Source organism: Amycolatopsis sp. NPDC089917 (genome assembly GCF_040684635.1).
Classification (GTDB): domain Bacteria; phylum Actinomycetota; class Actinomycetes; order Mycobacteriales; family Pseudonocardiaceae; genus Amycolatopsis.
The window spans coordinates 54,893-73,524 of sequence record NZ_JBFBGL010000041.1 but is presented as its reverse complement, the minus strand read 5'-3'; the positions used below and the strand labels follow the sequence as shown (position 1 = coordinate 73,524).

Annotated in this window: 17 protein-coding genes; 10 read left to right on the top strand and 7 right to left on the bottom strand. The window is 68.5% G+C overall.

Annotation, left to right across the window (positions count from 1 at the left end; translation table 11 throughout):
* Positions 1-283 precede the first annotated feature (283 nt).
* On the bottom strand, positions 284-1,222 hold the full coding sequence (locus AB0N89_RS27285) for a helix-turn-helix domain-containing protein (protein WP_364209693.1): 939 nt from the start codon (positions 1,220-1,222) through the stop codon (positions 284-286).
* Between the two features lie 162 nt (positions 1,223-1,384).
* Between AB0N89_RS27285 and AB0N89_RS27280 the strand changes: the two genes are divergently transcribed.
* Both AB0N89_RS27280 and AB0N89_RS27275 read left to right on the top strand, forming a co-directional pair.
* Positions 1,385-2,587: a cytochrome P450 gene (locus AB0N89_RS27280; RefSeq protein ID WP_364209690.1), complete on the top strand. Its 1,203-nt coding sequence runs from the start codon at positions 1,385-1,387 to the stop codon at positions 2,585-2,587.
* A gap of 5 nt (positions 2,588-2,592) precedes the next feature.
* The gene (locus AB0N89_RS27275) at positions 2,593-2,769 is read left to right on the top strand and encodes a ferredoxin (protein WP_364209687.1); all 177 of its coding nucleotides are present in this window, start codon (positions 2,593-2,595) and stop codon (positions 2,767-2,769) included.
* A 48-nt stretch (positions 2,770-2,817) separates the two neighbouring features.
* Here AB0N89_RS27275 and AB0N89_RS27270 read toward each other — a convergent pair whose 3' ends face one another.
* Complete coding sequence (locus AB0N89_RS27270) at positions 2,818-3,369, bottom strand: snapalysin family zinc-dependent metalloprotease (RefSeq protein WP_364209684.1); 552 nt, start codon at positions 3,367-3,369, stop codon at positions 2,818-2,820.
* Positions 3,370-3,562: 193 nt separating this feature from the next.
* On the opposite strand from AB0N89_RS27270, the gene AB0N89_RS27265 reads away from it, so the two are divergent.
* The 6 genes from AB0N89_RS27265 (at position 3,563) to AB0N89_RS27240 (ending at position 10,452) form a co-directional block, all read left to right on the top strand.
* The gene (locus tag AB0N89_RS27265) at positions 3,563-6,193 is read left to right on the top strand and encodes a P-loop NTPase fold protein (RefSeq protein WP_364209681.1); all 2,631 of its coding nucleotides are present in this window, start codon (positions 3,563-3,565) and stop codon (positions 6,191-6,193) included.
* A 35-nt stretch (positions 6,194-6,228) separates the two neighbouring features.
* Positions 6,229-7,983 (top strand): substrate-binding domain-containing protein, encoded by a 1,755-nt coding sequence (locus AB0N89_RS27260; RefSeq protein WP_364209678.1) that lies wholly within the window; start codon positions 6,229-6,231, stop codon positions 7,981-7,983.
* Between the two features lies 1 nt (position 7,984).
* Positions 7,985-8,494: a hypothetical protein gene (locus AB0N89_RS27255; RefSeq protein WP_364209675.1), complete on the top strand. Its 510-nt coding sequence runs from the start codon at positions 7,985-7,987 to the stop codon at positions 8,492-8,494.
* Positions 8,495-8,544: 50 nt separating this feature from the next.
* The gene (locus tag AB0N89_RS27250) at positions 8,545-8,910 is read left to right on the top strand and encodes a hypothetical protein (protein WP_007034234.1); all 366 of its coding nucleotides are present in this window, start codon (positions 8,545-8,547) and stop codon (positions 8,908-8,910) included.
* A 29-nt stretch (positions 8,911-8,939) separates the two neighbouring features.
* The gene (locus AB0N89_RS27245; RefSeq protein WP_005157733.1) at positions 8,940-9,641 is read left to right on the top strand and encodes a Crp/Fnr family transcriptional regulator; all 702 of its coding nucleotides are present in this window, start codon (positions 8,940-8,942) and stop codon (positions 9,639-9,641) included.
* 121 nt (positions 9,642-9,762) lie between these two features.
* Positions 9,763-10,452, top strand: a complete 690-nt coding sequence (locus AB0N89_RS27240) for a hypothetical protein (protein WP_191258187.1) — start codon at positions 9,763-9,765, stop codon at positions 10,450-10,452.
* A gap of 230 nt (positions 10,453-10,682) precedes the next feature.
* Here the strand turns inward: AB0N89_RS27240 and AB0N89_RS27235 are convergent, their stop codons facing one another.
* The 4 genes from AB0N89_RS27235 to AB0N89_RS27220 form a co-directional block, all read right to left on the bottom strand.
* Positions 10,683-12,125 (bottom strand): DUF1996 domain-containing protein, encoded by a 1,443-nt coding sequence (locus AB0N89_RS27235; RefSeq protein WP_364209669.1) that lies wholly within the window; start codon positions 12,123-12,125, stop codon positions 10,683-10,685.
* A gap of 240 nt (positions 12,126-12,365) precedes the next feature.
* Positions 12,366-13,883, bottom strand: coding sequence for a tripartite tricarboxylate transporter permease (locus tag AB0N89_RS27230; protein WP_364209666.1), 1,518 nt, complete (start codon positions 13,881-13,883; stop codon positions 12,366-12,368).
* On the bottom strand, positions 13,883-14,380 hold the full coding sequence (locus AB0N89_RS27225) for a tripartite tricarboxylate transporter TctB family protein (RefSeq protein ID WP_364209664.1): 498 nt from the start codon (positions 14,378-14,380) through the stop codon (positions 13,883-13,885). Before AB0N89_RS27225 ends, AB0N89_RS27230 begins: the two co-directional genes overlap by 1 nt.
* Entirely contained in the window at positions 14,377-15,345 is a 969-nt protein-coding gene (locus tag AB0N89_RS27220) for a tripartite tricarboxylate transporter substrate-binding protein (protein WP_364209702.1), read from the bottom strand. Before AB0N89_RS27220 ends, AB0N89_RS27225 begins: the two co-directional genes overlap by 4 nt.
* Before the next feature lie 132 nt (positions 15,346-15,477).
* Here AB0N89_RS27220 and AB0N89_RS27215 point away from each other — a divergent pair, with 132 nt between their 5' ends.
* Entirely contained in the window at positions 15,478-17,010 is a 1,533-nt protein-coding gene (locus tag AB0N89_RS27215; protein WP_364209661.1) for a sensor histidine kinase, read from the top strand.
* Positions 17,007-17,669, top strand: coding sequence for a response regulator (locus tag AB0N89_RS27210; RefSeq protein WP_364209658.1), 663 nt, complete (start codon positions 17,007-17,009; stop codon positions 17,667-17,669). Before AB0N89_RS27215 ends, AB0N89_RS27210 begins: the two co-directional genes overlap by 4 nt.
* Positions 17,670-17,815: 146 nt before the next feature.
* Here AB0N89_RS27210 and AB0N89_RS27205 read toward each other — a convergent pair whose 3' ends face one another.
* Positions 17,816-18,631 carry an isocitrate lyase/phosphoenolpyruvate mutase family protein gene (locus AB0N89_RS27205; RefSeq protein ID WP_364209655.1) on the bottom strand — a complete coding sequence of 272 codons (816 nt, stop codon included), beginning with the start codon at positions 18,629-18,631 and terminating at the stop codon, positions 17,816-17,818.
* Position 18,632: the final 1 nt, after the last annotated feature.

Below are 18,632 nucleotides of genomic sequence, written 5' to 3'. Positions count from 1 at the left end.
GAACGGATGGTCGTTCGGGACGTGATGTAGCTGCGGTGCCAGGTCCGTGAAGGCCTCCTTGAGGGACCCAGGGTCCCTCAAGGAGGCCTTCACGGACCGGTGCTCGGCGGCGGCGAGCGAGGTGAAGGGAACTTTCCGCTCATCTCACGAGGGGAAAGTCCCCTTCGCCTCGGAGCTTGCGGTCCTCAGGGGTGGCGGGGGCGCGACATCCGAGGTCGGCAGGTAGGCGAGCGAAGCACCGCGCCACATTTGCCTTACCTCTCAAGAGAACCGTCCTTACCACTCATGACAACCCAGCCAACTGGGCCGCCGTCAGTCTTTCCACCAACGGAACCGCCCGATACTCGGAACCACCGAAAACCACCGTCACCGGACCGGCGATGTGCGGATGCTTCTCCACCACCCGCAAAGCCCCCGACACCCGCTCCTCCGACCATCCCAGCGCCGACGCGAGCGCTGAGACGGAAAGCGCGCGTCTGGCGTGCAGCAGAGCGGCCAGCACCGTCAGCGCGTCGCCGGCGTAAACGGCGACCCGGTCGTCCAGCATGACCTCGTTGATCCGAGCGTGGAACCGGGAGAGGTCGTCCATGCGCGCGCCCGCGGGCGTCGCGACGCCGAAGACCTCGGCGCCCCGGCGGGCGATCCTGGCCCATTCCTGATTCGCCCGGAGGCTCTCCGCCCACACGCGTTGCGGCATCTCCTCGTCGATGACGTATCGCTCCCGCCGTCCGTCCCGTTCCCGTCGGAGCATCGCCTGCGTTTCGAGGTAGGCGACGGCGTTCGAGATCGAGGCGGGGCTGACCTGGAGCCGCCGGGCGAGTTCGGCCGCGCTGAGGACGCCGTCGTCGCTGACGGCCAGACAGGAGAGCACCCGCGCGGTCATCCGGGGCAGTCCGGTCGCCACCATCATCTCGGCGAAGTCGGTTTCGAAGGCGCGCACGGCCTCGGGGTCCCGCCCGTACCCGCTTTCGACGACAGGGGTGGCCCGCGGCGGTGGTTTACGGCGTCGCGCCCGTTCCCCGGTCACCCGGCTCGCTTCTTCGGCGCGGTAGCCGGAATGGCCGCTGTTGCGCGCGACCTCGCGGCTGATCGTCGACGTCGGACGCCCGAGCCGCCGGGCGATCTCCGCGTACCCGAGGCCGTCCTTGAGCCAGGCCGCGATCAGCCGGCGGTCCTCCTGCGTCAGCCTGCCGCCCGGCATGGGCACCCCCTGTGCGTTCACTCGCAGATCATTGCAACGAATCGTTGCATTCATCGGCACGATAGTTGCAACGATTTCCGGAAAGCTACCAGCAATAACGAGGAAATGACCAGGCGTGGACTTTGAGTGATCTTTAAATGCAACGTAGCCTTCGGGTATCGCTGAAACTGGGAGGAACCAGCAATGACGACTTCGGTACCCCATCTCACGGAGATTCCCCTCGAACGGCCGCGAGGCTGCCCGTTCGACCCGCCCGCCGAACTCGGCCCGCTGCGTGACGAGCACCCGCTCGTCCGGCTGACGTTCCCGAGCGGCCACGAAGGCTGGCTCGCGACGGGGCACGCGATCGTCCGGGACGTCGCCGCGGATCCGCGGTTCAGCGCACGACAGGAGCTGCTGCACTCACCGCTGCCGGGACCGGCCGCGATGGTGCTGCCGCCGCCCGCGCCGCCGGGGATGTTCATCAAGATGGACGACCCGGAACACGGCCGCTACCGCAGGCTGCTCACCGGCAAGTTCACCGTCCGGCGGATGCGGATGCTCACCGAACGGGTCGAGCAGGTGGTCGCGGAGCACCTCGACGCGATGGAACGGCAGGGAACGACGGCCGATCTCGTGACGGCTTTCGCGCAGCCCATCCCGGCGCTGATGATCTGCGAGCTGCTCGGCGTCCCCTACGAGGACCACGAGTTCTTCCGCCGCAACGTCCTGCCGCTGAACATGCCGGACGCTCCGCTCGCGGAACAGGAAGCCGCCATGAACGCGCTGGGGGAGTACCTCTACCGGCTCGTCGTGGCCAAACGGGCCGGGCCCACCGACGACATCCTCGGCGACCTCGCCCGGACCGAACTCACCGACGAGGAGCTCACCAGCATCGCGTTCCTGTTGCTGGGGGCCGGTTTGGACACCACGGCCAACATGCTGGGGCTGGGCACCTTCGCGCTCCTGCGCAACCCGGACCAGGTCGCCCTCCTGCGCGAGGATCCCGAGAGGATCGAGGGCGCCATCGAGGAACTGCTGCGCTACCTGGCGATCACGCACACCGGCGGGCGCACCGCGCTCGAAGACGTCGAGATCGGCGGGCAGCTCGTCAGGGCGGGGGAGGTGGTCGCGATCTCGGTGCTGGCCGCCAATCGCGATCCGCTGAAGTTCCCCGATCCCGACCGGCTCGACATCGGACGGAAGGCCGCCGGGCACCTGTCCTTCGGGCACGGGGTCCACCAGTGCCTCGGCCAGCAGCTCGCGCGGGTCCAGATGAAGGTCGCGTTCACCGGCCTGCTGGCGAGGTTCCCGGCGCTGCGCCTTGCGGTTCCGGCCGGCGAGGTCCCGCTGCGGACGACGTCCGACATCTACGGGGTCTGCTCGCTCCCGGTGGCGTGGGACTGATCGCGATGCGACTCGAAGTCGACCGGGAACGGTGTGTGGGCGCCGGAATGTGCGTGCTGACCGCGCCCGAGGTGTTCGGACAGGACGAAGAGGACGGCCGGGTCCGGTTGCTGGATCCGGAACCGGCCGAGGTCGGCGACGCCGTGCAGTTGTGCCCGGCGGCGGCGATCAGGGCGAGCTAGACCCCACCCAGGCCAGGGGGTGCCGGGCTGGCACCCCCTGGCGCGGGATCAGCCGATTTCCGCGAGGACCTTGCCCGCGTCGGCGTTCCGCACGGCGGTGCCGGCGTAGTTCCGCTGGACCTGGGCCTTCTCCTGGGCGTTCGGGTTCACGTTGGCGCAGCTGACGCCGCCGGTCGAACCGGACATCAGCGACGAGCACGGCCCGGGCTTCACGTCGGGCAGACCGAGGCTGTGGCCCAGTTCGTGCGAGGCGATCCGGGTCGTGTTGTAGCCCTGCTGGACGGCCTGCCTGCCGTACCAGACGGTGACCGTGCCGCTCGGGCGGACCGGGCCGAGGGTGGCGCGCGGCCAGCCGTTGTCGGCGACGATCCGGATGTTGACCCGCTGCCCCGGCGTCGCCTTCACGAGCCGGACGTTGGTGACGTTGGTGTTCCAGACGTTGATGCCGGCGGCCACCGCGTCCTTGAACTCCGCGGCCTGGCTGTCGTCGTAGGTCAGGGTGGTCGCCATGATCCCGGCGGCACCCGCGGAGGGTGCCGAGAGCACCGAGATGGAGAGCGCGGCGCCGGTGAGCACCGCGGCGAAGGTACGTCGAAGCACGTTGAACTCCTCGCGTTTAAGGCGTGCTGGAATTTCGGAGCAGTGTCGACACTTTTGTTCCGGCAGGAGGAATCTCTGCGTGATCCTCCGTTGCCTCCGCGTGATGTTAGGACCTGTCAAGGTTGTCGGGGTACCCGCCGATAGTCGCCTGTCGTTAACCATGATCTTGACGCGACAGGGAGACTGTGCCGTTATGACGACGGCGCGTTTCACCGGACACGACGAACCGATCCTCGCGGTCGCGGTGAAGGGGAATCGCCTGGTCACCGGGGGTGCGGACAAGACGGTCCGGGTCTGGGACCTGGAGACCGGGGGACAGCTGTTCGCCCTGGACGGCCACGATCTGCCGGTGCTCGCGGTGGGTATCTCGGGCAGGCACGTGGTCGGTTGCGATGGGGCGACGGTCCGGCGCTGGCGCCTCGCCGGTCGCCTGGCCTCTTCGCCAGAGGTCCAGACCACCAAACGGACCGTCGCGGTCGCGGTGGCGGACGATTTCGCCGTGTCCGGTGCGGGAAGCGTGGTCGAAGTCCGGCGGCTGGACGGGGTGACCGTGCGGGGTCTCCGCACCGGTGGCCCGGAGGTCGAATCGGTCGCGGTGACCCCGGACGGCCGGATCGTCGTCGCCGGTGACGACACCGGCGGTGTGCGCGTATGGGACCGGGAAGTCGTGTCCCACTACCGGTTCGGCGGCGCGGGCGCCGTGCACGTGGTCGCGGTTTCGGCCGACGGCGCGCGGGTGCTGTCCGGTGAGGGCGAGACTGTCCGGTTGTGGGGGCGCGAAGGCGATCCGGCGCTCGTCTTCCCCGGCCACATCGGCGTGGTGCGGACACTGGCCTTCAGCCCCGACGGCAGGCTGGTGTTCGCGGGCGGTTCCGGCGGCGAGGTCTGCGTCCGCGCGATCGACGACCCGGCCGCGTACACCCTCCTCAAGGGACACCGGGGAAACGTCCGCGCGATCGCCTGCACGGCGGGCAACGAGAAGATCGTCACGGTCGGGGACGACCGCACGATCCGGGTGTGGGACCGCTTCGGCAATCAGATCGACGGCACCGGTTTCGTCGAGCCCAAACCGGGACGCGCGCGCCCGCGGATCACGCCCGACGTCGAAAGCTCGATCGACCTGATCGGCTTCCAGGACGACGTGCGCACCCTCGCCGCGGTCATCGCCGACCGCGAGACCAGCCCGCCGCTGTGCGTCGCACTGCTGGGCCCTTGGGGTTCCGGCAAGTCCAGCTTCGTGCGGCAGGTGACCGACAGGGTGGCCGAACTGGCCCGGCGGTCTCGCGGTGACACCGTCACCAGTGTGTTCGCCGGCGAGATCCGGCAGATCCGGTTCAACGCCTGGCAATACCACGACGATCACCTGTGGGTCGGCCTGGTGGACCATCTGTTCCGGAACCTCGGCGCGCCCCGGACGCACGCGGACGCCGACGAGGTCCGCCACGAACGCGAGGAGCTGCGGACCCGGCTGGCTGGTCTCCAGGCTGTCAAAGCGGCTTCCCCGCTCACCTGGCGCTGGCGGCTCCTGGTGTCCGGGGTGGACCGGGCCGAACGACGGCGGCGTCGCCTGGCCGTCGCGGGCTACGCGATCTCCGGTGTGCTCGGTCTCGTCGCGGCGATCACCGGGTGGGCGTTGTGGCACAACGCGATCCTCGCCGCGGCGGGCGCCGTCGTCGCGCTCGGCGCCGTGCTGACCCCGGCGCTCACCACCGCCAGGGCCGCCCTCGCTCCGGTCAAGTCCACATTGGACAAACTGCGGAGCGACGTCGGCAAACGGGCCAAACGGTTCGAGACCGAACTCCGGGAAACCGAGGAGCGGCTCCGGCGGCTGGACGCGGCCACCCGGCTCGGCGACCTGATCGAAGAGGCGAAGGCCGGTCGATACGGCGATTACCAAGGGGTTTTCGCCCGTGTCCGGGAGGATCTCGCGGACCTCAGCGCCGATCTGGTGGACGCGCGGAAGGAATGGCTGCTGGCGGGCGCCCAGGGCGAGCCGCCGCTGGAACGGATCGTGCTCTACATCGACGACCTCGACCGCTGCCCGCCGTCGAAGGTGATCGAGGTGCTCGCCGCAGTGCACCTGCTGCTGGCCCTGCCCGCGTTCGTCGTGGTGGTGGCCGTCGATCCGAGATGGCTGCGGCGCTGCCTCGACCAGCACCACGAAGAGCTGTTCGGCGCGGGGGAAGCCGGGCGGACCGAATACCTCGACAAGATCTTCCAGATCGTGTTCGCCCTGCGCCCATTGGGAGCCGCGGCGGACGAACTCATCGACGTCCTGATGCCGATCGAAGGACGGGACCCGGCGTCGCACGGGCACGAAGAACGGCCGGAAGACGGAGATGCCCCCGAACACGGCGAAAGCGGCGAACAGGAGGAGTTCCTGGTCGAGGACAAGGCGCCGCCGACGTTCTACAACATGCGCCCGGATCGGTTGCGGCTCACCGAGGTCGAACGCGATTTCGTCCACGTGCTGCGTAAAAGAGTGAACACCCCGCGCGAGATCCGGAAACTGGTCAACCTTTACCGGCTCGTGCGCATCGGCATTCCCGACGCGGACCTGGCGCGGTTCGTCGGCGGCCCGTATCGCGCGGTGCTCGTCCTGCTCACGCTGCTGGTGGTCGATCCGGAGTCCGCGCGGTCCACCTTCATCGCGCTTTCCGACGGGGAAACGGTACGCGAGGCCTTTCCACCTGAATGGCGGCTAGACGCCGAATCCTTCGATGATCTACAGGTTTACCGGAATTGGGTGGGCACTCTCGCCCGCTTCAGTTTCGAAACCTACGATCTGGTGACCGAGGAATCGGAACCGGGAGCCATGTCGTAGCTACACTTGCCCGCTACGACGGGGAGAGGGCGGGAATGCGGAGATCAGGCTGGCTTTCGCTCGTCTTCGGCGCGTTCGTCGGGACACTCGTGATCGTCCTGCTCGCGACGACGGTCACCGCGCCCTCGAACGCGGCCAGGACCGACTGCGTCCGGCTGGTCGCCAGCTCGTCCACGGAAAAGGGTGACCTGATCGCCGAACTCGCGGGGCGGTACAACGAGACCGGCCGGACGTTCGACGGCGGCCGGTGCGCGAAGGTGGAGGCGTACAAGAAGACCTCGGGCGCCGCGCTCGACCTCATCGCCGACGGCTGGAACGACGTCGACGAGCACCAGCCCGAACCCCAGGTCTGGCTGCCGAGTTCGTCGCTCTGGCTCGATCTGCTGAGCCAGCGCGGCAAAGGGGATCTGATCGCGAACGGCCCGAAGGTCTCGCTCGCGACGAGCCCGATGGTGCTCGCGATGCCGGAGCCGATGGCCAAGGAACTCGGCTGGCCGGCGAAGGGCATCGGCTGGCGGGACGTGCTCGAGGTGAACCGGAAGGGCGGCTGGGGCGGCGTCGACCCGAAGAACGCGCAGTGGGGGAACTTCACGCTGGGCAAGGACAATCCGCGCCGCTCGACCTCGGGGCTCGCCGCGACGATCTCGACCTACTTCGCGGCGACGGGCGGCGACTACGGCAAACTCGACGCCGTGGACGCCGTGCAGTTCGTCCGCGGTGTCGAGGCGTCGGTCGCCTACTACAGCGACGACTCGGTGGCCTTCCTGAAGACGCTGTACGACGAGGACCGGAAGCCCACGCCGTACATCAGCGCGATGGCGATGCAGGAGCAGATGGTCTACCTCTACAACCACGGCGCGCCGACCGGTGATCCGAAACAGCTGAAGGACGACCCCGTCCCGCTGAACCGGCCGCTGGTCGCCGTGCACCCGAGCGAGGGGACGGTGCTGATCGACCATCCCTTCCTCACCACGGCCAAGGCGTCACCGGAGCAGCGGGCGGCGGCCAAGGACTTCGCCGACTTCCTCCGGGAACAGGCGCAACAGGACCGTTTCCGCGATCTCGGCTTCCGCGACCCGCAAGGCGGCGGGAACGAGAAGCTGACGGAAGGGGTGCGCTCCGCGGGGGCCGAACCCCGGCCCATCAGGATGCCCACCGGGCAGCAGATCCAGAAGATGCTGGACGGCTGGGAGTACACGCAGCGGCGCGGCCGGATCCTGCTGGTGCTGGATCTTTCCGGGTCGATGAACGAGCCGTTCGACAAGAACCGCAAGGACAAGCCGTACTCCGAGCGCCGGATCGACCTGCTGAAGCCCGCGATCAAGAAACAACTCGAGTACCTGCATCCCGAAGACGAGGTCGGGCTGTGGACGTTCTCGACGGACGGACCGGTGGAGAAGATGCCGATCGGCAAGGTGAAGAACGTCCGCGGCCCGATGATCGACCTGGTCGAGAATCTGACCCCGAAAGGCGATACGGCGCTGTACAAGACCGTCGTCGACGCCAACGACAAGATGCGGCGCGAGTTCGACCCGAACCTCATCAACGCGGTCGTCTTCCTGACCGACGGCGAGAACACCGAACCCGGGGTGGGCAAGGAGCAGATGCTCCAGGCCGTCGACGCCCAGCGGCTCGACAACTCCGTCCGGATCTTCACCATGGCGTACGGCGCGCAGGCGGACGGCCGGGTGCTCGACGAGATCGCGCTGAAGTCCAAGGCCCGGAGTTACCAGGCCGTCGACCCGCAGAGCATCGACAAGATGTTCGTCAACGTCTTCAGCAACTTCTGACATGGCCGAGCACGACAACCGTCCGTTCCACGTCGTCGCGGTGATGCTCAGCCTGATCGCCGGGCTGATCGGCCGCGCGGTGACGTATCCGCATCCGCAGGCCTGGCTCTTCGGCGCCGCCGCCGCGCTCGCCGTGCTGTTCCCGGCCGAGACCGCGTTCTTCGTGCTGAACGGCAGGCGGCCGAGGCCCGCCAGGCAAAAGCGTGCGCCGGAACCCGACGGCTACGACCACTACAGCCTGCTCGGGCGGGCGCTGACGGCCATCGAAACGGTGCAGCCGGGCGAAACCGAGCTTTCGGGAGCGCTCCGGAGCGCGGTGACGAGACTCGAAAACCGCCGCGGCCACACCGCGCCCGAGGTCGTGGAACTGCAGGTCACGGTGAAGCAGACCACCGAGAAGCTGGAAAGACACGCGCGGGACGAGAACCCGGATCAGGTGATGCTCGTCCAGCGAATGCGGGTGTACCGGGAAACCCTCGAAGACGCCATCGGGGCGGTCGAACCGGGGTGAGTGTTCGGTGCCGAACAGACTACGGCCGTGCGTCATGCTGATCTGACAGTATGCCGTTGATCGGGCGCCGGGTTGTCGAGGGCGTGGAACATGTGGTCGTACCGGTGGAGCACCGGTTCAGCCTGGAGGAAGCCGTGCTGGCGGTGATGGCCGCCAAGAGCACCGTGCGGCCTGCTCCAGGAATAAAGGTCGCTCCGCTCAAGGTGTCGGAGGTACGGTCAGCGCTGCTTTACGCGGCGAAGCACGCCGACAGGCGACACCAGATCGTGGACAGCTATTTCGTCGAGGCCGAAGACGGACCGTTGCACCGGTTGGCCGAGTGGATCAGATCCGAACTGGTCCGGCTGGGCATCTTCACCACCCACGACGGTTCCGCCGCCGGATCGGGTGGCCGATTCGGTTACTCTCCGCGATAGGTGTTCACGACTGCCTGGGAGGGTGTTTCGTGGGTTTGGGCCCGGAGGGCGCCGAAGAGAGAGAACGTCCGTTCCTGGAGAGGCTGGACGAACCGGTCCGCGCCCGGTTGCTGGAGATGGGTACCCCGCAGACCTACGACAGCAGACAGGCGCTGATGAGGGCGGGCGAACCCGGCGACTTCGTCATGTTGCTGCGGCACGGCTATGTGAAGGTGACCAGCGCCGACCGGATGGGCGCGACGGTCATCCTCGACGTCGGCGTGCCCGGCGATCTGCACGGTGAGATCGCGGTGATCGCGGGCGGTATCCGGATGGCCGACGTGGTCGCCATCGAAGAGGTGCACGTCCGGCGGATCGCGGCGAGCGAGTTCAACCGGTTCCTGCTGGACCATCCGGCGGCGATGCGGGAGGTGCTCGTCAGCGTCGCCCGCCGGTTCGTGCTCGCCCAGCGGCAGCGCACGCAGTCCTGGAAACCGCAGGCGGTGGCCAGGGTCGCGACCCGGCTGGACTACCTCGTCGACGTCTGTGGCATCCGGACACCCGCCGGCTGGCGGATCGGGATCCCGTTGAGCCAGGACGAACTCGCGCAGTTCATCCCGATGGGGCGGACCATGGTCGCCCAGGCGCTGGACAAGCTCCGGAAGGCGGGAGTTGTGGCCAGTTCGCGCCGTGCGATCACCGTTGTCGATCGCGAGGCATTGCGCGTGATCACGGAAAAAGGTGTGACTTAGCTCACTGGCGTTGACCAGCGCGGGGTCAGGTTTTGTTCGGTTCCGAACAGAACTTCCGGTGAGGAGTGGGAACACTGCTTCCTGCCGCCAGTTTTCACCGATCAGGGGAGGGGTCGCAGAGATGCAGGTGCTGACCTCAGGCCAATACAACGCGCACACCCACGCCGTGCTTTCCGTCGACATCGTCGGTTCGTCCAAGGCCAGTGACGACCTGCTGGACCCGATGAAGACCGAGATGGAAACGCTGGTGTCCCGCTCGTTCAACGCGGTGGGACTCGCTCCGGGGGAAGCGCGTCACTTCCGGGAGACCGGGGACGGGCTGATGGTCGCATATCCGGACCACGCCGTCGGCCAGCTCTGCGAGGTCGTGTTCCACCTGGACCATCTGCTCCGGACCCGCAACCGCTACGCCCGCGTCCCCATGCGGGCGCGGGTGGCCGTCCACATGGGACCGATGGCGGACAACCACCGGTACCACCGCACGTACATCACGCTGACGCGGTTGCTGTGCGCCTCGACCTTCAACGACGCCGTCGGCTACTGGTGCCGGTCCGATCCGACGGGCGACAAGTTCGGCGCCGGGATGATCGTCTCGCAATCGGTGTGGCGCAACGTGGTCGAGCCGTTCGGGGTCGCGCTGGTCCCGCCCGCGCGCTGCGCCAGGATCAGCGTCACGACCCCGGACTTCGCCGACAGCGCGTGGATCCACCTGCCGGGCCTGGACGCCGAGGCGGTCCTCGCCGAGCTGAACCCCGCCGTCGCGGTGCCGCTCGTGTTCAACCGGGTCAGCCGGTTGTCGACGACGGCCTGACACCCCAAGGACCGGGCGGTCCGGTTTCCAGGGAGGGAAAACCGTATCGCTCGCCGGTCTCTGGCCCGGTACCCCTACGCCGGGCCAGGGACCGGACCCCGGCGCGGGGGTGGGGGGCGCGGGTCATCCCCGCCGCGCCCCCCACATACACAAGGAAATGTCATGAAAGGGTCGTTCAGGACGAAAAACGTCCTGAACGACCCTTTCATGACGTTCCGCGCTTCCGTCCGTTAACGGCAGCGTTTCCCGCTGTTGACGCACTTCACCAGCTGGTTCATCAGCCGTTGCGACATGACGTTCGCGAAGTCGTCGTGGTCGGAGCGCGGGTTGTGTTTCTCCTGCGCGAAAGCGTCGACCGCGTACTGCCCGGCCGTCTGGATGTCCGGCGGGATGTCGTACACCAGCGTGATCCGCAGCTGCGGCACGTTCTTGAAGCCGCGCGGGCAGTTCCCGTTGCGGTCCGAGAAAACGATGTGCGTGCGGTGGTTGGCGCTATCGGTGTTCTTCCCGTCCCAGCAGTTCGGGAACGAGTGGATCCGGGTGACCTTGCTGCCCTGCGGGCAGATCGGGTACAGCTCGGTGAGCCGGTCCTCGAAGCCGCTGCAGGTCCAGCTGGGCCGGGCGTTGGCCGGGCCGTTGGTGCTCTGCTTGGCGTCGCCGTAGAGCACGCGCAGGAACTTCGGCATCGCGACCACGCGGCGGGCGCCGCCGCTGGTGAAGGTCAGGTCGACCTTCTGGGGGCGCTGGATCTCGCCCTCGTTGTTGCCGATCTCGTTGTTCCCGTCGACACCGGGCAGATCGGCGGCGTTGCCGTCGGACTGCTTCTTCTCGACGTCGCCGGCGGCGTTGACATTGCTGTTGTCGCCGCCGTTGTCGAGGCCGCCCTCGCCGTTCTGTTTCACCGCGCAGGCCGCGAGCTGGTCGTCGTTCTTCGCGACCTGTTTGCCCGCCTGCCGCATGGTGTCGGTGAGCTTCTTGATCGACGGCTTCCGCTTGTTCTTCAGCTCGTCGAGCACCTGGCCGGCCTGTTTTCCTTGCGCCAGCTGGTTGTTCGCGTTGTCGGACGCTTGGTCGAGCTTGTCGAGGTTCTCGTCGACCGCGGGCTCGGCCTGGTCCGGGACGTCGCTGAGGTCACTGAGTTCGCTGGCGACGTCGGGGCAGTCGACCTGGGGGCCTGCCTCGTCCTTGGCCGCGTCGACCCGGTCGGCGGCGAGCTTGTCCTCGTTCGCCGCCTGGTTTTCTTCCTCTTCCTCGGTGTTGATCCGGATGACGGGCCAGAAGTAGGCCGACTTGTCCCCGTTCTTGCAGGTGGTGCCCGCGCGCAGCAGGCTCTTGTTGTTCGAATCCGCGTTCGTCGAAAGGTTCCCGACGTAGTCGTGGAGGTGCTCGGCTCCGTTGCGGACGCCGGGTTGGGCGATGAAGTTGTCGCCGTTGAAGTGGCCGTTCTCGTTGCGGCCGCAGTCCACGGTGAACGTCCCTCGGGCGCCTCGTTTCGCGAGGTCGAGGTTGACGTTGCTACCGCGGGGAACCTTCTTGATGTCGATGAAGAACGACTTGTCCGCGTTGTCCGCCCTGGCCGCGTCCGGGGTCCCGGTCGTGTTGACCACGACGATCCCGCCGACGGCGAGGGAGAGCGCGATGGCTCCCGTGGCGACCTTGGTCCGGCGTGCCATGCGATGACGTCCGGCGGTTCTGGGGTTACGGGGCATGAACTTGTTCACCTCGTTCGGTGTCGTTGCGCGAAGCCCGGGGGAGCGGCGCCGGCAGCGCCGGTGTCACTGACTCCGCGTTGGCTGAAACGGTCCCGAACGAAGGGCGGTTCAAAAAGCGATCTCGCCGTTACCTTTTCGTTATCCGTGGACAGGGGAAGGCCCGGCCTCGGGGCAGTCGAGGCCGGGCCGGATTCCCGCTGGTCAGGCGTCCACCTTGTCCTTGGGCTCCGCCTCGGTGGCGGTGGGACGGTCAGGCAGGAAGCGCTTGATCAACGGGAAGAACAGGATCAGCAGGATGATCACGTAGACCACGATCGCGAACGGGGTGTTGACCAGCCCGGCCAGGCTGCCGTCGCTCAGCTGCAGCGCGCGCCGCATCTGCTGTTCGGCGGCCGGGCCGAGGATGACGCCGATGATCGCCGGCAGCACCGGCAGCCCGTAGCGGCGCATCGCGAACCCGATCAGGCCGATCACGAACATCACCAGCAGATCGAAGATGTCCGCGTTGACCGCGTACGCGCCGACGCTGGCGAAGAACAGGATCCCCGCGTAGAGATACGGCCGCGGGATCCGCAGCAGCTTCGCCCACAGCGGCGCCAGCGGCAGGTTCAGCACCAGCAGCAACGTCAGGCCGACGAACAGCGAGGCGATCAGGCCCCACACCAGCGACGACTCCCGCTCGAACAGCAGCGGTCCCGGCTGGATGCCGTACTGCTGGAACGCCGCGAGCATCACGGCCGCGACCGCGGTGGTCGGCAGGCCGAGCGTCAGCATCGAGACCAGAGTCCCGGCGGCGGAGGCCGACGACGTCGCTTCCGGACCCGCGACGCCTTCGATGGCGCCCTTGCCGAACTCGTCCTTGTGCTTCGAGAGCCGCTTTTCCGTGACGTACGAGAGGAAAGTCGGGATCTCCGCGCCGCCCGCGGGCACCGCGCCGAACGGGAACCCGATGAGCGGCCCGCGCAGCCACGGCTTCCAGGTCCGCTTGAGATCGGCGCGCGAGAGCCACGGCCTGCCGACCGGGATCGGTTTGAACGCGTTGCGCCGCAGGTGCGCGGCGACCCACAGGGACTCGCCGACCGCGAACAGCGCGACCGCCACGATCACCACGTCGATGCCGTCTGCCAGGTGCAGCGAGCCGAAGGTCAGCCGCTGCTGGCCGGTCATCTCGTCGAGGCCGACCAGGCCGATGGTGAGGCCGATCAGCAGCGACGCCACGCCGCGGATCCGGGAACTGCCGAGCACCGAGGTGACCGCGATGAACGCCAGCACCATGATCGCGAACAGATCCGGCGCGCCGATGTCGACGGCGTGCTTCGCGATCACCGGGGCCAGCACGACCAGCGCGATCGTGCCGAGGATGCCGCCGACGAAGTGCCCGATCGCCGCCGCCGCAAGCGCTTGCGCGCCACGACCCTTGCGGGCCATCGGGTTGCCGTCGATGGCCGCGACCACCGCCGCGCTCTCGCCCGGCGTGTTCAGCAGGATCGACGTCGTCGAACCGCCGAACATCCCGCCGTAGTAGATGCCGGCGAACATGATGAACGCGCCGGTGGGCTCCAGCCCGTAGGTCACCGGGAGCAGCAGCGCCACCGCCATGGCCGGGCCGATGCCCGGCAGCACGCCGATCGCGGTGCCGAGCAGGACACCGATCGCCGCCATCGCGATATGCGTCGGCGTCAGCGCGGTGCCGAACCCGTCGATGAGTTGCTGGAACATCAGAGCACCTCCATCAACGGGCCACCGGGGAGCGGGACACCGAGCAGGTTGTTGAACACCAGGAAGGTCACGACCGACATGCCCGCCGCGATCAGCGGGTCGCGCACCAGGTTGCGGCTGCCGAGCGCGTACGCCGCGCCCCAGAACAGGATCGCACCCGAGATCGGGAACCCGACCAGGCCGATCAGCGCCGCGTTGGCGAGGAAGGCGCCGCACAGCAACAGGACCGTGCGCAGGTCGGCGGGCTCGCTGAGGTCGATGTCCTCGCCGCCCTCGGCCTCGCCCTTGCCGCCGCGCAGCACGTCGCGCGCCAGCAGCACGGCGACGAGCAGCAGCAGCGAGCCGACCAGGATCGGCACCGCCTTCGGTCCCACCGGTCCGCGCTGGGCGAAGTCGGTGGGAATGCTCAGCGCGTCGGTGAGCACCAGCACGCCGAGCGCCAGGAGGACCACGCTCACCCCGAGTTCGGAGCGCTCCTTAAGCCACGTGGTCGTCATGCCAGACCCAGCTCTTTCAGCACCGTTGCCACTCGCGTGTTCTCCTCTTTGAGAAACGAACCGAATTGCTCCCCGGGCGCGAAGGCCTCGGTCCATCCGTTGCGCTGCAAGGCTTCCTGCCACTGCGGCGTCTTCTGCAGCCGATCGAACAGGCCGACCAGCTTCGCGCGGTCCGCCTCGCTGATGCCGGGCGGCGCGACGATTCCGCGCCAGTTGGTGAACTTGACGTCCACCCCGGACTCCGACAGCGTCGGCGCGTCGATCCCGGGGATGCGCTTCTCGCTGGTCACCGCCAGCACCCGGAGCGTGCCCGCCGCGATCTGGTCGCGGTATTCGCCGACGCCCGAGACACCGAACGCGACCTTGCCGCCGAGAACCGACGCGAGCAGCTCGCCACCGCCGTCGAACTGGACGTAGTTGACCGCCTTGGGGGCGAGCCCGACCGCCTTCGCCATCAGCATCGGCGCCAGGTGGTCCGGGCCGCCGGGAGACGAGCCGCCGCCGACCTGGACCGCGCCCGGATCGGCCTTCCAGGCCGAGATGAGCTGGCCGATCGTCTTGTACGGCGAGTCCTTGCCGACCACGACGATGTCCGACTCTTCGATCAGCTTCGCCACCGGCGTGGTGTCGAGCAGCGAAGACGGCGACTTGTTCGTGAACACGCTGCCGACGACGCCGAGACCCATCGACATGACGAGTTTGCCGTTGCCGCGTTCGGCCACCGTGCGGCCGAGGCCGACCGTGCCGCCGGCGCCGGGGAGGTTGAACACCTCCGCGTTGCCGAGCAGGTCCGCGTCCTCCATCGCCTTGGTCGCCGTGCGGGCCGTGATGTCGTACCCGCCGCCGGGCGCGTTGGGCACGAGCACCCGCATCGACCGGATCTGCGAGCCCTCGTCGGCTTCGCTGCCCGGGGTGAGCAACGGTGGCACCAGCAAGACGGCCACGAGTGCCGCCGCGATGGCCAACCAGCTACTGGGCTTCACTGTGATCCCCGCCTCTCTGCCGCGTGGTTGGACATGTTGCACTCGTGTAAACAGAGATGTCTCGGTTACGGGCCTAAGGGTTGTTTTGGTCGTTGTGGTCACGCGGAGGTGGCGATGGGTGCTCGGGGTTCCTTGGCCCGCCAGCTCCTCGTGTGGCAACTGGTAGTCGTCACCTGCCTACTGTGCGCGGTGGGCGTTCTGGTCGTCACCCAGGCGGGGAACAACTTCCGCACCACCGAGGGGCGCCGGGTGCTTTCGGTCGCGGAGAGTGTCGCCGCGCAGGACATCGTGGGCGATCTCGAAAACGGCCCCTTCGAACTCGCCGCACCCGCGGAGACCGCCCGGAGCCTGTCCGGCGTCGATTCCGTCGTCATCGCCGACGTGGACCGGTACGTGCTCGCTTCGCCGTATCCGGATCAACTCCGGACCAGGCTGGAGATCGGGGAGAGCACCGTCCTTTCCGGACGGTCGTGGGTCGGCGAACTCGACGGCTCGATCGTGGCGCACGTCCCGGTGCTCGACGAAAAGGGCGGCAAGGTGGTCCGGATGGTCGCGGCGGGCTCGAAATCGCCCGGTTTCTTCGCCGGGTTCCTCGACTCGCCGGACAACGCCCTGCGCGTGCTGGGTGTCGCGCTGGTGATCGGCGTGAGCGGTTCGCTGCTGCTGGCGCGCCGGGTGAAGAACCAGACGCTCGGGCTGGAACCGCACGAGATCACCGCGCTGGTGGAGAACCGTGAGGCGCTTCTGCACGGCATCAAGGAGGGTGTCGTCGGCCTGGACCCGGAGCACCGGATCACCCTGGTGAACGACCACGCCCGCGAACTGCTGGCCCTGCCGGAGGACGCCGTCGGCCGGTCGGTCGAGGACCTCGACCTCAACGAGCGGATCCGCGACCTGCTCACCGGCCGCGCGACCGGCGCCGACCAGATCGTGTTGCGGCAAGGGAAGGTGCTGACGCTGAACCGGATGCCGATCGACGTGCGGGGCGCCGTCGTCACCCTGAGGGACCGCACCGATCTGATGACCCTGCGGGACGAACTCGACGCCAGCAGGCACGCGACCGACACGTTGCGGGCGCAGGCGCACGAGTTCAGCAACCGGCTGCACACCATCTCCGGGCTGCTGGAACTCGGGGAATACGACGAAGTCCGCGGGTATGTCAGCCGGATCAGCTCGGCGCAGGGCGAGTGGCGCGCGGAGGTCGGCTCCCGCGTCGGCGACCCGGCCGTGGCCGCACTGCTGATCGCGAAGGCGTCCCTGGCGGCGGAGCGCGGGGTCGGCTTGCGCATGGCCCCGGACAGCGAACTGGACCGCGTCGAGGACGCGCTGTCCACGGATTTGGTGACCGTGCTGGGAAATCTCGTCGACAACGCGTTGGACGCCTTGGGTGGCGAGCAGGGCTGGATCGAGGTCGGCGTGTGGCAGGAGGAGAGTGAAGTGCGGGTGGAGGTCCGCGATTCCGGGCCGGGAGTCGCGCCGGAGATCGCGGAGGAAGTGTTCGAGCACGGCTTCACCACGAAGGCCGCGGCGCACGGCCAGCGCGGTCTCGGGCTCGCGCTGATCCGGCAGGCGTGCGTCCGGCGGGGCGGTTCGGTCGAGGTGCACAACTCCGGTGGCGCGGTGTTCACGGCGAGGTTGCCGCGATGATCCGGGTGCTCGTCGTCGACGACGATTTCATGGTCGCGAAAGTCCACAGTGGATACGTCGCGCGCACGGAGGGCTTCGCCGTCGTGGGTGTCGCGCACACCGGCGCCGACGCGATCCGCCTGGCACGGGAGCTGAAACCGGACCTGGTGCTGCTGGACGTCTACCTGCCGGACGTCGACGGGCTGTCCGTGCTGCGGGAATTGCGCGCCACCGAAGACGTCGACGTCATCCTGATCACCGCGGCGACCGACGTGGAGACCGTGCGGCAGGCGATGCGGGGCGGCGTCCTGCACTACCTGATCAAGCCGTTCGAGTACGCGTCGTTGCGGGATCAGCTCACCCACTTCGCGTCACTGCACCGGCGGCTGGACCGGCTGGCCGAGGCCGGGCAGGCCGACGTCGACCAGGTCTTCGGCTCGCGGCCGAGCGCGAAACCCGTGCTGCCCAAGGGACTCACCGCCGAGACCGCGCGGCTGGTGGAGACCGCGCTGCGCGGCGCGTCCGGCGGGATGTCCGCGAGCGAATGCGCCGAGGCGACCGGCGTCGCCCGGGTGAGCGCGCGCCGGTACCTGGAGCATTTCGTGGCGACCGGGAAGGCCGAGGTCACGCTGAAGTACGGCGGGACGGGACGGCCTGAGCGACGGTACCTCTGGTCCTGACCCGCCCCGCGCTGCATTTCGTCCTCTGAATGCGGCAGGACACCGCACTCGCGTGATCAGAGCCGGAACTCCGAGTGCGGCGTCCACTCACGTGAGTTCCGGCTCCAAGCACGCGAGTCACGTGTCCGATCACGCGAGTTACGCCTTCACCCTCGGCGATCCCTGTGGTTGGCCGTCTCAACGCGTGGGGTGAGGAGGGTGTTCAGGGCGCCATAGTCGAAGGACTCCTCCAGACGCGAGTACGTGCCGGTCGAGAAGAGCTCCCGGGCGCTTTCCCGCACGAGGGCGTACGCGGACTGGCTGATCCCGGAGCCGACGCTCACCCGCGCGACCCCGAGTCCGGCCAGTTCCTTGACACTCGGCGCGCCCGGGTGGGCCATCACGTTCACCGGCGCGTCGATGCCCTCGACGAGCGCGGTGATCACGGCGGGGTCGGTGGCGCCGGGCACGAAGATCCCGTCGGCGCCCGCCGCCAGGTACGCGGCCGCGCGCTCCAGCGTCTCCGGAACGCCGCCGAGTCCTCGGAGGAAGGTGTCGATCCGGGCGTTGACGAACACGTCGTCGCTCGCCGCGCGGGCCGCCGCGATCCGCGGGACCACCTCTTCGGGTGGCCGTGGGCCGTCCTCGATGTTGATCCCGACCGCGCCGGCCGCCACCACCGCGGCGACGGTTTCGGTGACGCCCTCGGGCGTGTCCGCGTGGCCGCCCTCGATGTCCGCGGACACCGGAACCGTTGTCACACGGGCGATCCTGGCGATCAGGTCCACCGCGAGGTCGCGGCCGATCAGGTCGCCGTCGGGGGCGCCGAGGCTCCACGCCACTCCGGCGCTGGTGGTGGCGATCGCGGCGGCGCCCGCGTCTTCGACGATCCGGGCGCTCGCGACGTCCCACGCGTTCGCCAGCACCAGCGGACTGGCCGGGACGTGCAGGGAGCGGAACAGCCGGGCTTGTTCGGTTGTCATG

Coding starts and splice junctions, on each gene's coding strand:
- AB0N89_RS27210 (WP_364209658.1), top strand. CDS start 17,007: ATGATCCGGGTGCTCGTCGTCGACGACGATTTCATGGTCGCGAAAGTC.
- AB0N89_RS27205 (WP_364209655.1), bottom strand. CDS start 18,631: ATGACAACCGAACAAGCCCGGCTGTTCCGCTCCCTGCACGTCCCGGCC.
- AB0N89_RS27255 (WP_364209675.1), top strand. CDS start 7,985: ATGGCCGAGCACGACAACCGTCCGTTCCACGTCGTCGCGGTGATGCTC.
- AB0N89_RS27225 (WP_364209664.1), bottom strand. CDS start 14,380: ATGACGACCACGTGGCTTAAGGAGCGCTCCGAACTCGGGGTGAGCGTG.
- AB0N89_RS27215 (WP_364209661.1), top strand. CDS start 15,478: ATGGGTGCTCGGGGTTCCTTGGCCCGCCAGCTCCTCGTGTGGCAACTG.
- AB0N89_RS27275 (WP_364209687.1), top strand. CDS start 2,593: ATGCGACTCGAAGTCGACCGGGAACGGTGTGTGGGCGCCGGAATGTGC.
- AB0N89_RS27235 (WP_364209669.1), bottom strand. CDS start 12,125: ATGGCACGCCGGACCAAGGTCGCCACGGGAGCCATCGCGCTCTCCCTC.
- AB0N89_RS27280 (WP_364209690.1), top strand. CDS start 1,385: ATGACGACTTCGGTACCCCATCTCACGGAGATTCCCCTCGAACGGCCG.
- AB0N89_RS27265 (WP_364209681.1), top strand. CDS start 3,563: ATGACGACGGCGCGTTTCACCGGACACGACGAACCGATCCTCGCGGTC.
- AB0N89_RS27230 (WP_364209666.1), bottom strand. CDS start 13,883: ATGTTCCAGCAACTCATCGACGGGTTCGGCACCGCGCTGACGCCGACG.
- AB0N89_RS27260 (WP_364209678.1), top strand. CDS start 6,229: ATGCGGAGATCAGGCTGGCTTTCGCTCGTCTTCGGCGCGTTCGTCGGG.
- AB0N89_RS27240 (WP_191258187.1), top strand. CDS start 9,763: ATGCAGGTGCTGACCTCAGGCCAATACAACGCGCACACCCACGCCGTG.
- AB0N89_RS27250 (WP_007034234.1), top strand. CDS start 8,545: ATGCCGTTGATCGGGCGCCGGGTTGTCGAGGGCGTGGAACATGTGGTC.